A 13,047-nucleotide genomic window follows, 5' to 3' on the forward strand; every position below is an offset into this window, starting at 1 on the left:
CCTGAGATGTGCGATTAAGGCCGCAGATTGAGCAGCTTGATCGCGTTTTCCTTCAGGATCAGCGGACGGACTTCCGGCTTGATGTCGATTTTTTCGAAATCCGCCAGCCAGCGGTCCGGCGTGATCGCCGGAAAATCCGAGCCGAACAGCACCTTGTGTTTCAGCAGCGAGTTCGCGTAGCGCACCAGGATCGGCGGGAAATATTTCGGCGACCACCCGGACAGGTCGATATAGACATTCGGCTTGTGCTGCGCGACCGCCAGCGCTTCCTCCTGCCAGGGGAAGGACGGGTGCGCCATCACGATCTTCATGTCGGGGAAGTCGATCGCGACCTGATCGAGATGGATCGGGTTTGAATATTCGAGCTTGATCCCGTAGCCGCCGCGCATGCCGGAGCCGACGCCGGTCTGGCCGGTATGAAACAGCGCCGGCTTGCCGCTGGCCTGAATCTCTTCATAGAGCGGATACGCCATGCGGTCGTGCGGATAGAAGCCCTGCGAGGACGGGTGAAACTTGAATCCCTGTACGCCGAAATCCTCGACCAGCCGGCGTGCTTCGCGAACGCCGAGCTTGCCCTTGTGCGGATCGATCGAGGCGAACGGGATCATGACATCGGAATTTTCGTTGGCGAGCCGCGCCACCTCTTCGTTTGCGTAGCGCCGGATACCGAGATGGTGTTCGCAATCGACATGGAAGATCACGAGCGCCAGCTTTCGCTGACGATAATAGTCGGCGATCTCCGAAATGGTCGGCTCCCAGAGGTCCTGCTTGAAATAGGCCTTCATGCCCTCGCGAAGCTCGGCGCCGTCCTCGAAGGCGTGGGTGCCGCAGGGGCCCTCCGCATGGGTGTGGATGTCGATGGCAACGATGTTGTCGAGATCAATCATGGGAATGGCAGTTCGTCCGGTTGTCGGGTCAATTTAACGTCGTGTTTCAGCGTCTGAACAGCATCACGGAATTCTCCGGCGCGTCGCTATAAAGCGTCTCGATCAGGGCCGTCCTCCGCGCGATGATCCGGCGCTGGTTGAGATAGCCCTTGTCGGTAATTTCGCCGGCATCGATGTCCGGTGGTTCGGTCATGATAATGGCGCGCGCGATCCGTCGGCTGGAGCCGCTTTCACCTGCATTATAGGCTTCGATCTTCTGCCGCAATGCGTCGCGGTACGCGCGGCTGTCCGGTGCCGCGGGTGCATTGGGACTGGGAATGACAAGAAGGCCGATGTCGCTGCGGTTCTCTCCGGCAACGACGACGTCCTGCACGTAAGGTTCGCAGGCCTTGATCAGGTCGAGGCGCAGCAGGCCGACGACCACGAAAATCCCGGTGGTGAGCTTGAAATTCTCGGACAGTCGTCCGTGATAGGCGAGACCCGCCGCAATGTTCTGCGGATCGGAGAAGCGCACGGCGTCGCCGATGCGCAGGAAGCCTTCTTCGTCGAAAGCCTCTCGCGTTGCCTCCGGCTGCCCCCAATAGCCGGGTGTGATGCCGATGCCGCGGAAGCGCACTTCCATGTCTTCGTCATTCACCTTGATCAGCTTGGCCTCGATGCCGGGGATCGGCAGACCGAGCGAGCCGGACACGCCGGTGCCCCACCATCCGAGCGTTGCGGGGGAGGCGGTTTCCGTTGAGCCGAGTGAAGAGACAATGGGAATGCGCGCGCCGCGTACCTTAATCGACAAGTGTTCGAGCCGGTCCCACAGGTTCTGCGGCAGGCCTGCCGCGGCATAGAGCAAAAGATCCATGTTCGAGAGAAGATGCCTTGCGAAGTCCGGATCCTGCTCCATCTGCGGGATCACGGCATCGTAGGCGCTCGGGACATTGAACATCAGCGTCGGCGCGACCGAACGCAGGTTCTCGACCGAGCGGCCGATGCCGCCGGGCGTCGGTTTCCCGTCGTCGATATAGAGTGCGCCGCCCGCGCGCAGCATCAGGTTGAAGGAGCCGTTGGCGCCGGCGGTGTGATTCCAGGGCAGCCAGTCGACCATCACCGGAGGCCGGTCGAGCAGAAACGGCCAGACCGTAACGAAGCCTTCGGCGACCGCCAGCATCATCCGCTGCGTCACCATCACGCCCTTCGGATCGCCGGTCGATCCGGATGTCAGCATGATGCGGGCGACGCTGTCCGGTGACACCGCGGAGAAGCGCGCTTCGACCTCCGGCCCCGGCACGGTGGATGTCAGGTCATCGAACGCGACGGCGTATGCGAATGGCCCGGATGAGGCTCCCGCAATCAACCGCCCGTCGAGGCCCGCGAGACGGCTCAGCGCCCCAGCAAACGGCTGCGTGTCTTCGACGAACACATGACTGGGATCGAACCTTTCGATCAGGCCGATCAGCTTGCGGTGATCCTTCGAGACCAGAGAATAGGCCGGCGACAGCGCCAGCACCGGCACGCCGATCTGCATCGCGGCGAGTTGCAGGATAGCGTTCCGGATCGAGTTGTGGCTCAGGATCGCGACCGGCCGCGTGCCGTCGGCGCCGTGATCGATCAGCCATTGCGACGCCGCATCGACATCGCGGCGGATGCTGCCATAGGAGCGGCGGTCCCAGGCAACGCTGTCGCCGCTCTTCTGCCGCTCCGCGAGGAAGATCGCATCCGGACTGTGCTCGGCGTGTCGGCGCAGGAAAACGCCGGTCTGAGCCACGCGCAGATCCGGGGCGATCGCGTTTCCGAGGATGATCGTGCCGTCGTCGCGATACGTCACGAGCGGCGAACGGTCGGCAAAACGGGTGGGAACGAACGGCGATTGCTTGGGATCGAGGGGCATGTCGACAATGCCCTGACTGTAGCGCATATGGCCCTGCATTCTGCTCCGCGTCACGCGGCAGCAAGCGAATATACGCAGCGCCGGCGCTTTTCAAATGCCGGACGCGCGTATCAGGGTCTCAAATACGGCACCCCGCCGGCGCAATCGAGCTTACGCCGGATGCCCGTCGTCGGGATCGACCGGCATGTTCTTTTTCTGCTGCGGCGTCATGCGCGCGGGATCGGGCTCGCCCGGCACGCCGCGCGGTCCGAGATGCTCGCGCTGCATCTCGTCCTCGGTCTTCAGGTGATCGCGGTTTTCGGAGAGGGGGCGTGGCTCTTTGGGGGGATCGGCGGTCATCACGATTCTCCTGCGAGAAGCGAAAACGTATCACGCCCCGGCTTCGTTCCCTATAACGCCCGGTCGCGCCGCCACCGCGACTTACCCCTTAGAGCGGCGGCAGCGCGTGCGCGAGCGGGGCGCTCGGGATCATGAGCAGTCCCGAAAAAGGACTTCCAAGCTCGAGGATGAGATAAATCGCGCCGGTCGCCGATAGAGCGAAAATCCCGAGTGTCCCGATCATCACCGGACCGGGCCGGGCGAACATGCTGAAGCTTGCAAAGAGCATGGTCAACCAGAACACCAGGATTGCGAGAAATGGCAGCGGGATCGGACTCTGCCCCTGGGTGAACATGAGAACGCGCGTCTGCGCCGTGTCGGAAATCAGTTGAAGCGCGCGGGCCTGCAAAAAGCGCTGCGCGTCAGTGGCCGGTTTCAGCCCCTGGGTCAGTTCGTAGAGTGCCAGACCTTCCGGACTGACTTCGAATCTCTCATGTGATCTGCGGTTGTCCGTCCATACCCGGTCGACCAGCGACGCCGTTTGTTTTCGCAATGCACGGCGGGCGTCCGTCGTCTCCGGCCCGTATTCCTTCAGGAACACGTCGAGCAGCATGATATTGGCTGTGATCTGGCGGATCTGTCCGGTCTGCGTATCGAACGAACTTTTGGCCGACGCGATCAGCAGGCCAAGAACCAGTGCGGCGATCGTGCCGATCAGGCCGGTGCCGAGCCTGATCGCTTCCTTGGTATCGGAATTGAGTTTGTCGCCCGGGAGAAGGCTGCCGAGCACGATGCCGGCGACGATGCAGCCGAACGTCAGGAGAGACAGCTCAACGGAATTCATCGTCGCCTCCGGCAAAGCGTAGCGGGTGAGGTCAAGCCTTTTCGAGCGCGAGCGACAGATCCTCGATGATGTCGTCGGGATGTTCCAGCCCGACTGACAATCGCAAGAACCCGTCGGTGATACCGAGATCCGCGCGCGCCTGCTGCGTGATCCGCTGATGCGTGGTCGTCGCCGGATGCGTGATCAGGCTCTTGGCGTCGCCGAGATTGTTGGAAATGCGCACGACCTGCAGCGCGTCCTGCACCGCGAAGGCGGCTTTCTTGCCGCCCTTGACCTCGAACGCGACCAGGTTCGAGCCGCCCTTCATCTGGCGCTTGATCACGTCTGCCTGCGGATGGTCGGCACGGCCGGGATAGATCAGCCGCGTGACCTTGGGATGGTCGGCAAGAAAATCCGCGACCTTGGCAGCGGACTCGGTCTGCTGGCGCACGCGCAGCGGCAGCGTCTCCAGTCCTTTCAGCATCACCCAGGCATTGAAGGGCGACATCGACGGGCCGGTCTGCCGGTGCAGGTTGTGGATGTTGTCCTGGATGAATTTCGCCGATCCGAGCACGATGCCGCCAAGGCAGCGGCCCTGGCCGTCAATGTGCTTGGTGGTCGAATACACCACGCAATCGGCGCCGAGCGCGAGCGGGCTCTGCCACAGCGGCGTCGAGAACACGTTGTCGACGGTCACGGTGGCGCCGGCATCGTGCGCGATCTTCGAGACCGCTTCGATGTCGATCACCTCGAGCGTAGGATTGGATGGCGTCTCCATGAAGAAGGTCTTGGTGTTGGGACGCACCGCGTTCTTCCACTGAGCGAGATCGGTCCCATCGACCAGCGTGGAGGCGACGCCGAAGCGCGGCAGCAATTCCTCGACCACATAGAGACACGAGCCGAACAGCGCGCGCGACGACACGATGTGGTCGCCGGCCTTGACCTGACCCATCAGCGCCAGCGTCACCGCCGCCATGCCGGTCGCGGTCGCGCGTCCGTCCTCGGCGCCCTCGAAATCCGCCATCCGGGTCTCGAACATCCGCACCGTCGGATTGGCAAAGCGCGAATATTGAAAGCCGGGGCTCTCGCCCTTGAAGCGCGCCTCGGCCTGCGCCGCGTTCTCGTAGACATAGCCTTGGGTCAGAAACAGCGCTTCCGACGTTTCAGCAAATTGCGAGCGCAAAATCCCATGATGGACAAGGCGCGTCTCGGGCCGAAAATTGCGTTGTGGCGACTTTGCATCCGACGACTTTGAATCAGACGACATGGGATACTTCCTTCGTGCTTTTCTGCCCGAGCCTGCGCGGCATGCTCGAGGCACAAAAAATCCCGGCCGAAATTCGAGCCGGGCACACGTGTCCCCGGCCTTTTAGCGATTTGTTTTACGTGGCTGCAAGCCGGCCGGCTCAAATGACCACGGATCGGATTTGGTCTTACGATGCGGGGAGAGGGCGCGTCAAGGCGCTACGCCGCCTTCGCTTGCTTCGCCGCCTGGATCGCCGCCCACACCCGGGCAGGGGACGCGGGCATGTCGATATGGCGGATGCCATAGACCGACAGCGCATCCACGATCGCATTCATCACGCAAACCAGCGCGCCGGCACAGCCGGCCTCGCCGCAGCCCTTGGTGCCGAGCGGATTGGTGGTCGCGGGCGACGGATGGCTGACAAAGCCGATATCGGGGAAAGAGTGCGCGCGCGGCATCGCGTAATCCTGGAACGAGCCGGTCAGCAATTGGCCGTCCTCGTCATAGACCGCGTTCTCCATCAGCGCCTGGCCGATGCCCTGGATCACGCCGCCATGCACCTGGCCCTGGACCAGCAGCGGATTGACGATGGTGCCAAAATCGTTGACCGAGGAATAGCGCACGACCTCGACCTCGCCGGTATCGGGATCGATCTCGACCTCGGCAACGTGACAGCCATTCGGGAAGCTCGACGGCACGCCCTCGTTGACGATGCTGGCATCGAGCTTGGCGGGGGTATCGCCGGGCAGCTTCAGCCCGGCGCGCAGCTTGTCGGCCAGGTCCATGATGCCGATGGCGCGGTCGGTGCCGGCAATCGTGAAGCGCCCGTTGGCGAATTCGATATCCGCGACGGCCGCTTCCAGCACATGCGAGGCGATCGCCTTGCCGTTCTCGATCACCTTGTCAGATGCTTCGAGGATCGCAGCCCCACTTGCGGTGATCGAGCGCGAGCCGCCGGTGCCGCCGCCGGCGATCAGCTGATCGCTGTCGCCTTGCACAAGGCGGATGCGCTCGAACGGAATGCCGAGCGCGCGCGACAGCACCTGCGCAAACGGCGCCGCGTGGCCCTGGCCGTAATCGAGCGTGCCGGTGATGATGGTGACGTCGCCGTTGTCTTCGAACCGGATGCCGCCCATTTCCTTGCCGGGAGGCGCGGTGACTTCCAGGAACGAACCGATGCCGAGACCGCGCAATTTGCCGCGCGCTTCGCTCTCGCGCTTGCGGGCGGCGAAGCCTGCGAAGTCGGCGCCGGCGAGGGCTTCCTCGAACAAAGCGGTGAAGTCGCCGGAATCGTATTTCATGCCCGAAGAGGCCGCGAACGGGATCTGCGACGGCGCGATATGATTGCGGCGTCGCAATTCAAGCCGGTCGATCCCCATCTCGGCGGCGGCATTGTCGATCAGCCGCTCCATGTAATAATTGCCCTCGGGGCGGCCGGCGCCGCGATAGGCCGAGACCTGCGTGGTGTTGGTGAACATGCATTTGACGGCGACCTCGAGCAGTGGCGTGCGGTAGACGCTGGGCGTATTCTTCACCGCATTGAGGGTGCCGGGCAGCGGCGCCACCATTGCGAGGAAGGCGCCCATATTGGCGTAGCCCGTCAGCCGCACCGCGAGGAAATGCCCGTCCTTGTCGAGCGCAAGCTCGGCGGTGATCTCGTGGTCGCGCCCATGCGAGTCGGACACGAAGGCACCGGAGCGGTCGTCGGTCCATTTCACCGGACGTCCGAGCAGGCGCGCCGCGTGCAGGATGCAGACATATTCGGAATAGGCCTGCCCCTTCATGCCGAACGAGCCACCGACATTAGGGGTCACGACGCGTACCTTGTCGGGTTTGACCCCCATCAGGTCGACGATCTGGCCCTTCATGCCGAACGCGCCCTGGCTCTGCGCATGGAGTGTGAAATGTTCGGCCGCAGGATCATACTCGGCGACCGCCGCACGTGGCTCCATCGCCGCCACCACGAGCCGCGTATTGCGCAGCGACAGCCGCGAGACATGCGCGGCTTGCGCGAATGCGGCCGCGACCTTGTCGGCATCGCCATAATGATAGTCGAGCGCGAGATTGCCCGGCGCGTCGTCGTAGATTTGCGGCGCGTCCGCCGCCGCAGCCTCGCTAGCGAGCGTCACCGCCGGCAGCGCCTCGATGTCGAGCACCACCGCCTCCGCCGCATCGCGCGCCTGCAATGCGGTCTCCGCCACCACGAAAGCGACCGGATCGCCGGCGAAGCGCACCTTGCCTTCCGCCAGCGCAAACCGCTGCGGCTTCCGCATCTCGGTGCCGTCGCTGTTCTTGAACGGCACGATGCATTTGAAGGTGCCGTAGCCCGCCAGATCCTTCGCGGTATAGACGCCGAGCACGCCCGGCATCGTGGCCGCCTCGGTGGTGTCGATGCCGTTGATCACACCATGCGCGTAGGGAGAGCGCACCATCACCGCATAGGCCTGGCCGGGCAGGGCGATGTCGTCGGTATAATGGCCCTTGCCCTGGATCAGGGTCGGATCCTCGGTCCGCGGGACCGGCTGACCGACACCGAATTTCGCAACGGCCCAGTCGTCGGTGTTGGAGACGTCTTCGCGGATATTCATGCGGGCCTTTGCGAGGTTAGCGCTGCGTCCGATCCGACATAGCGGCGGCAACCGGGCGCGGCAAGGTTGGGCAGCGGCATGCCAGTTTCCCTGCGGAAGCAGGGCGACGTTCGCTTTCGGGACGCGAAGCGGCCTGTGGGCAGACCCGGTTTCCCACGGACGGAAAACCACGCTAGACTTTGCCTGATCTTTGGACACAGGCGCCGCGGAACCCGCGAGGGTGCGGCAGGACAAGTTTGATGAGCGACGAGGTTCGGGCGACCGGCCTCGATCCCGCGCGTGACCGCGCTCAGGCCGAACCGCCCCAACAAGCGGGAGACGGAGCGGCAGGGGGGGTGCGGTCCGGATACGAGGGGGGTCGAGGCTCGCCCAGATATCCCTCGCAGGAGGGCAAGGCGCAGGATGAACCGGCGCCTCATGAGCATGCGCGCCGCGAGGTTCGCGTCGACTCTTCGGCATTGGGCACCGACCTTTACGGGCCGACCTATGCAGCGCTCGATCTCGGGACCAACAATTGCCGCCTCCTGGTGGCGCGCGCCACCCATGACGGGTTCCGCGTCATCGATGCGTTCTCCCGAATCATCCGGCTGGGAGAGGGCATCACCGCCTCGGGCCGGCTTGGGGAACCTGCGATCGGGCGCGCGATCGAGGTGCTTGGCATCTGCCGCGACAAGATGCGCAATCGCGGCGTCACCCGTTCGCGCCTGATCGCCACCGAAGCCTGCCGGCTTGCGGAAAACGGTGATGAATTCCTCGACCGGGTCCGTGCCGAGGTCGGCATCTCCCTCGAAGTGGTCGACCGCGAGACCGAGGCGATGCTCGCGGCGACCGGTTGTACCCCGCTGGTCGATCCCGATGCCGAGGGGGCGATCCTGTTCGATATCGGCGGCGGCTCCTCGGAAATCGCAAGCCTCGGCCCTTCGAAGCCCAGCCGGCGCGGGCCGCCGGAGCCCGCGATGCAGGGCTGGACCTCGCTGCCGCTCGGTGTGGTGACGCTGGCGGAGCGCCATGGCGGCATCACCGTGACGCGTGAGATCTTCGAGGCGATGGTCGCGGAAGCGGCAGGGCATATCGCGCCCTTCGCGCGCGCGCACACGCCGCATGCGGCCACCATGCATCTGCTCGGCACATCGGGCACCGTGACCACCATTGCCGGCGTCCATCTCGGGCTGCGGCGCTACGACCGCAGGCGGGTCGATGGCTGCTGGATGATGGACCACGAGGTGACCGAGGTGATGCAGCGGCTGCTGGCGATGTCCTATGACGAGCGCGTCTGCAATGCCTGTATCGGCGCCGAACGCGCCGACCTCGTGCTGGCGGGCTGTGCGATCCTGGAAGCGATCCGCCGGGCGTTCCCGGCCGGACGGCTGCGCGTCGCCGATCGCGGCCTGCGTGAGGGCATGCTGGTGCAGATGATGCGTGCCGACGGCGTCTGGCGCGAGGCGGGCGTTTCGTGAAAACAACACGCGGTAGTGGCGGGCGCGAACTCAAGACTCGCGTCAAGACCGGCAAGAGCCGTTCGCTCTCGTCCAAGCTCTGGCTCGAGCGCCAGCTCAACGATCCGTATGTGGCGCGTGCGAAGCGCGAGGGTTATCGCGCCCGCGCGGTCTACAAGCTGTCCGAAATCGACGACAAGGCCAAATTCCTCAAGCCCGGCGCGCGGGTTGTCGATCTTGGCGCCGCACCCGGAGGCTGGAGCCAGCTGGCGGCGCAGCGCGTGCGGGCTGCCGACGGCAAAGGGCGCGTGGTGGCGATCGACCTGCTCGACATGGATCCGGTGGCGGGCGTCGATTTCATGCAGATCGACTTTCTCGATCCGGCGGCGCCCGACATCCTGAAGGAGAAACTCGGCGGGCCGGCCGATGTGGTCCTGTCCGACATGGCCGCGAACGCCACCGGGCACCGCAAGACCGATCACCTCAAGATCGTTGCGCTCGTGGAAGCGGCGGCCGCCTTCGGCGCGGAGGTGCTGAAGCCCGGCGGCACGTTTCTCGCCAAGGTGATTCAGGGTGGCACCGAGGGCGACCTGCTCGCCATGCTCAAGCGCGACTTTGCCAGCGTGAAACACGTCAAGCCGGCGGCGAGCCGTCAGGATTCGGCGGAGCTTTACGTGTTGGCGACCGGCTTTCGCGGCGGCGACAGTAAAACCTGACCGCGCGCTACTTCTTCTTCGCCAGGCACTGATCGAGCGCGTAGCTGGTGTTGCAGAGCCTGCCCGCGGTCTCCGCGCTGGCGCCCTTGACCGCTTGCTGTAACTTGCATTCGGCGACCGACACATTGGTTTGCAGATAGCGCATCTGGCAGGAGTCCCGCCGGTTCTTCGCACGCATCCCCTTGCGCACAATCGCCTGATAGCGCTTGCGATATTCGGGATCTTTCGTCGTGATCGCAGCCAGCGCCTTCTCGTAATCGCCCTGCGCCGAGAATGGTGCAGCATACAGGCCGAGCGCGACCAGCGCTTCGAACGCCTTGCGGCCCTGTTTCGGTGGCGGCGGGTTGTCGCGAAAGGCCGCGGCAAGCGCGAGGCTCTCCCGGCTCAAGGCCTCGCCGCGGGCTTTCTGATCGGCATTGCCGATCTCGATCTTGCGCAGCTCATCCCGCAATGTCATCGCCTTGTCACAGACCGCGCAATCCGTCTGTGCGAACGCCGTGGCCGCTGTCATCAGCAGAAAAACAAGAGCGAGCTTTGTCATGCGACCTCTGTTCGCGGCTTTTCGACAGCCTTGATAAGGCTATCACTATCAGGGTGAAAGGGCCTCGCGATCGTGCCGCCAGCATGCGCCGTTCGCAGAAATGCCGTGTTTACGGGCGCTTTTGGCCCCTCATTGTCCGGCAAGCCTGATTTATCGACATTTTTTGCATGTCCGATGTGCGCTTTCCCTTCGCAAGACACCGCGAATCTCCTATGCGGGGGCTCTTGCGCACACCGCGCATCTTAGAGGGCATTCTCATGGCGGCAAAAGCCAAAGCAAAATCAAAGGCAAAACCGGCGGCAGCGAAGCCGGCAGCAAAGAAGTCGGCGGCGCCGAAGGCCGCCACTGCGAACCGGGTCACACTGAAGCATCTGGCTGCGGCGCTGGCCGAAGACCATCAGATGACCAAGAAGCAGGGCGAGGCGATGCTGAACGATCTCGTCGCGCTGATCACCAAGCATCTGAAGAAGGGCGAGCGCATCCGCATCGCGGGCCTCGGCATCCTTCAGGTGCGCAAGCGCGCAGCCCGCATGGGCCGCAATCCTGCGACCGGCGAGGCGATCAAGATCAAGGCGTCAAAGAAGGTCGCGTTCCGCCCGGCCAAGGAACTCAAAGAAGCCGTCTAAGGCGGCCCCCGTTCGCTCATTTCCGCTCAAGCGGAAATGCGGAGCATGTAGCCTCCAGAACTTCATTGCTCCGGGTCCCCGCCTGCATGGCGGGGACGAGCGGGGCATTGCTTGTTTGAGAGTCAGCCGAGGCGCCGGTCGGATGTTTCCGATGCGGCGATCGGTTCGGCGGTGGCTTCGACCGGCTCGGTCTTGACCGGAACGCGGCCGGACATTTCCGCACCGGCATCGGCCGGCAGTCTCCAGAACCAGATCGCCGACGACGCCGAGATGGCGGCGACCACCAGGAAGGCGGGCGTGAAGTCCGCCGCCGTGAAGGCGCTCGCGCCGCGCCAGCCGAGCGACATCTCGACCATCAGCGCGCCGACCGCGACACCGGCCGAAATCGACAATTGCTGGCCGACGGACGCGAGCGCGGTGGCGCGGCTCATCCGCCGTTCCTCGACCTCGGCATAGGCGATGGTGTTGACCGCGGTGAATTCCAGCGCACGGAAGAATCCGCCGACCAGCAGGATCGTGATCAGGATCGAGACCGGCATGCCGGGGCGGAAGATGGCGACCGCGGCCAGCAGCGAGGCGCTGATCAGCGCATTCGCGATCAGGACGCGCCGGAAGCCGAAGCGATTGATGGTGCGCGCGGCCACCGTCTTCATGCCGATGGCGCCGAGCGCACCGGCAAAGGTCACCATGCCGGACTGGAACGGCGTCATGCCAAAGCCGGTCTGCAGCATCAGCGGAAGCAGGAACGGGAGCGCGCCGATGCCGAGCCTGAACATGAAGCCGCCGACCACACTCGCGCGAAAGGTGGCATAGCGGAGAAGCGAGAAATCGAGGATCGGCGCCGGCACCCTCCTTGCGTGGAAGAGGTACGCCGTCATCGACACCGCACCGCCCGCGACCAGCGCCACGATGACCTGCCACGGCAACATGTCGAGGCCCGCGACCGACAATCCGAAGGCAAGGCCGGCGACGCCCAATCCGGCGAGCAGCATGCCGGTGCCGTCGAACGGCTCCTGATGCTCGGCCGGTACCGGATCGATATAGATCAGCACCAGCACGATGCCGACGATGCCGATCGGAATGTTGATCAGGAAAATCCAGTGCCACGATGCGTAGGTGGTGATGAAGCCGCCGACCGGTGGTCCGATCACCGGGCCGATCAGCGCCGGTATCGTGACCCAGGCCATGGCGCTGACGAGTTCGCGCTTCTCGATGGTGCGCACCAGCACCAGCCGTCCGACCGGCGTCATCATCGCGCCGCCCATGCCCTGCACGATGCGCGCGGCGACGAAGCCTTCGAGCGAACTCGCCAGAGCGCAGCCGATCGAGCCCAGCATGAAGACGAAGATCGCCGCGGCGAAAACGCGGCGCGCGCCGAAACGGTCGGCAGTCCAGCCGCTGGCCGGAATGAACACGGCGAGCGACAGCAGATACGAGGTAACCGCGAGTTTCAGCGCCAGCGGGTTGGCGCCGATATCGGCGGCGATCGCCGGCAGCGAGGTGGCGATCACGGTCGAGTCGAGATTTTCCATGAACAGCGCGCATGCCACGATCAGTGGCACGAGGCGCGGGTGGTGCTGCATCGGGGTTCCGGCAGACGACAAACGTGTTGGCGGGCGTTCTAGCATTTCGTTGTTGTGCCGGCGCGGGAAGTCTTGCGTGGGGGTCTGCCCTTCCTACATGGAATGGCTGCGAAGGCCGCGCTGTCTCGGCCGGGAGGGCTCTGGAAAATGATCTATGTTCTGGCGTTCTTTCTGCCGCCTCTGGCGCTGCTGCTGAACGGGCAGATTTTCGCGGCGATCTTCAACGCCGTGCTCTTCGTCCTGTTCCTTGTGGTCGGCTTGCTGACGTTGTCGCCCTATCTGTGGCTGATCGCGCCGGCGCACGCCATGATCGCGATCTATTCGCGGCGTGAGGATCGCAAGCATCGCGAACTGGTCGAGGCGATCGAGCGGCACGGTCCGCCGGCGAACTGGCGGCCGTAATC

At 64.4% G+C, this 13,047-nt stretch carries 12 protein-coding genes and 1 riboswitch; of the genes, 4 read left to right on the plus strand and 8 right to left on the minus strand.

Going from position 1 to position 13,047, the window contains the following annotated elements; genetic code table 11:
* Nucleotides 1-14 precede the first annotated feature (14 nt).
* From AC5I5I_RS15375 to AC5I5I_RS15400, 6 genes are all read right to left on the minus strand, one after another.
* Nucleotides 15-887 (minus strand): amidohydrolase family protein, encoded by an 873-nt coding sequence (locus AC5I5I_RS15375; protein WP_495974528.1) that lies wholly within the window; start codon nucleotides 885-887, stop codon nucleotides 15-17.
* A 46-nt stretch (nucleotides 888-933) separates the two neighbouring features.
* The gene (locus AC5I5I_RS15380) at nucleotides 934-2,805 is read right to left on the minus strand and encodes an AMP-binding protein (protein ID WP_495974530.1); all 1,872 of its coding nucleotides are present in this window, start codon (nucleotides 2,803-2,805) and stop codon (nucleotides 934-936) included.
* Between the two features lie 111 nt (nucleotides 2,806-2,916).
* A complete protein-coding gene (locus tag AC5I5I_RS15385) occupies nucleotides 2,917-3,105 on the minus strand; it encodes a hypothetical protein (RefSeq protein WP_495974532.1) in 189 nt (62 codons plus the stop codon).
* A gap of 88 nt (nucleotides 3,106-3,193) precedes the next feature.
* Entirely contained in the window at nucleotides 3,194-3,928 is a 735-nt protein-coding gene (locus tag AC5I5I_RS15390; RefSeq protein ID WP_495974534.1) for a bestrophin-like domain, read from the minus strand.
* A gap of 31 nt (nucleotides 3,929-3,959) precedes the next feature.
* Complete coding sequence (locus AC5I5I_RS15395; RefSeq protein ID WP_495974536.1) at nucleotides 3,960-5,174, minus strand: O-succinylhomoserine sulfhydrylase; 1,215 nt, start codon at nucleotides 5,172-5,174, stop codon at nucleotides 3,960-3,962.
* 82 nt (nucleotides 5,175-5,256) lie between these two features.
* Nucleotides 5,257-5,335: riboswitch (SAM riboswitch) on the minus strand.
* Between the two features lie 36 nt (nucleotides 5,336-5,371).
* Nucleotides 5,372-7,741 carry a xanthine dehydrogenase family protein molybdopterin-binding subunit gene (locus tag AC5I5I_RS15400; protein WP_495974538.1) on the minus strand — a complete coding sequence of 790 codons (2,370 nt, stop codon included), beginning with the start codon at nucleotides 7,739-7,741 and terminating at the stop codon, nucleotides 5,372-5,374.
* Nucleotides 7,742-7,980: 239 nt separating this feature from the next.
* Here AC5I5I_RS15400 and AC5I5I_RS15405 point away from each other — a divergent pair, with 239 nt between their 5' ends.
* Nucleotides 7,981-9,198 (plus strand): Ppx/GppA phosphatase family protein, encoded by a 1,218-nt coding sequence (locus AC5I5I_RS15405; RefSeq protein WP_495974540.1) that lies wholly within the window; start codon nucleotides 7,981-7,983, stop codon nucleotides 9,196-9,198.
* Nucleotides 9,195-9,893 (plus strand): RlmE family RNA methyltransferase, encoded by a 699-nt coding sequence (locus tag AC5I5I_RS15410; protein WP_495974542.1) that lies wholly within the window; start codon nucleotides 9,195-9,197, stop codon nucleotides 9,891-9,893. Before AC5I5I_RS15405 ends, AC5I5I_RS15410 begins: the two co-directional genes overlap by 4 nt.
* 7 nt (nucleotides 9,894-9,900) lie before the next feature.
* On the opposite strand, the gene AC5I5I_RS15415 is transcribed toward AC5I5I_RS15410, so the two are convergent.
* Nucleotides 9,901-10,434, minus strand: a complete 534-nt coding sequence (locus AC5I5I_RS15415) for a hypothetical protein (protein WP_495974544.1) — start codon at nucleotides 10,432-10,434, stop codon at nucleotides 9,901-9,903.
* Nucleotides 10,435-10,691: 257 nt separating this feature from the next.
* Between AC5I5I_RS15415 and AC5I5I_RS15420 the strand changes: the two genes are divergently transcribed.
* Nucleotides 10,692-11,060: an HU family DNA-binding protein gene (locus AC5I5I_RS15420; RefSeq protein WP_495974546.1), complete on the plus strand. Its 369-nt coding sequence runs from the start codon at nucleotides 10,692-10,694 to the stop codon at nucleotides 11,058-11,060.
* 122 nt (nucleotides 11,061-11,182) lie between these two features.
* Here the strand turns inward: AC5I5I_RS15420 and AC5I5I_RS15425 are convergent, their stop codons facing one another.
* On the minus strand, nucleotides 11,183-12,643 hold the full coding sequence (locus AC5I5I_RS15425) for a DHA2 family efflux MFS transporter permease subunit (RefSeq protein ID WP_495974548.1): 1,461 nt from the start codon (nucleotides 12,641-12,643) through the stop codon (nucleotides 11,183-11,185).
* Nucleotides 12,644-12,790: 147 nt separating this feature from the next.
* On the opposite strand from AC5I5I_RS15425, the gene AC5I5I_RS15430 reads away from it, so the two are divergent.
* Complete coding sequence (locus AC5I5I_RS15430; protein WP_495974550.1) at nucleotides 12,791-13,045, plus strand: hypothetical protein; 255 nt, start codon at nucleotides 12,791-12,793, stop codon at nucleotides 13,043-13,045.
* Nucleotides 13,046-13,047 lie beyond the last annotated feature (2 nt).

The sequence above is a fragment of the Pseudorhodoplanes sp. genome, from assembly GCF_059499825.1.

Bases quoted from the DNA above. Each gene is read 5' to 3' on its own strand.
- AC5I5I_RS15375 (WP_495974528.1), bottom strand. From the start codon at position 887: ATGATTGATCTCGACAACATCGTTGCCATCGACATCCACACCCATGCG.
- AC5I5I_RS15380 (WP_495974530.1), bottom strand. From the start codon at position 2,805: ATGCAGGGCCATATGCGCTACAGTCAGGGCATTGTCGACATGCCCCTC.
- AC5I5I_RS15385 (WP_495974532.1), bottom strand. From the start codon at position 3,105: ATGACCGCCGATCCCCCCAAAGAGCCACGCCCCCTCTCCGAAAACCGC.
- AC5I5I_RS15390 (WP_495974534.1), bottom strand. From the start codon at position 3,928: ATGAATTCCGTTGAGCTGTCTCTCCTGACGTTCGGCTGCATCGTCGCC.
- AC5I5I_RS15395 (WP_495974536.1), bottom strand. From the start codon at position 5,174: ATGTCGTCTGATTCAAAGTCGTCGGATGCAAAGTCGCCACAACGCAAT.
- AC5I5I_RS15400 (WP_495974538.1), bottom strand. From the start codon at position 7,741: ATGAATATCCGCGAAGACGTCTCCAACACCGACGACTGGGCCGTTGCG.
- AC5I5I_RS15405 (WP_495974540.1), top strand. From the start codon at position 7,981: ATGAGCGACGAGGTTCGGGCGACCGGCCTCGATCCCGCGCGTGACCGC.
- AC5I5I_RS15415 (WP_495974544.1), bottom strand. From the start codon at position 10,434: ATGACAAAGCTCGCTCTTGTTTTTCTGCTGATGACAGCGGCCACGGCG.
- AC5I5I_RS15420 (WP_495974546.1), top strand. From the start codon at position 10,692: ATGGCGGCAAAAGCCAAAGCAAAATCAAAGGCAAAACCGGCGGCAGCG.
- AC5I5I_RS15425 (WP_495974548.1), bottom strand. From the start codon at position 12,643: ATGCAGCACCACCCGCGCCTCGTGCCACTGATCGTGGCATGCGCGCTG.
- AC5I5I_RS15430 (WP_495974550.1), top strand. From the start codon at position 12,791: ATGATCTATGTTCTGGCGTTCTTTCTGCCGCCTCTGGCGCTGCTGCTG.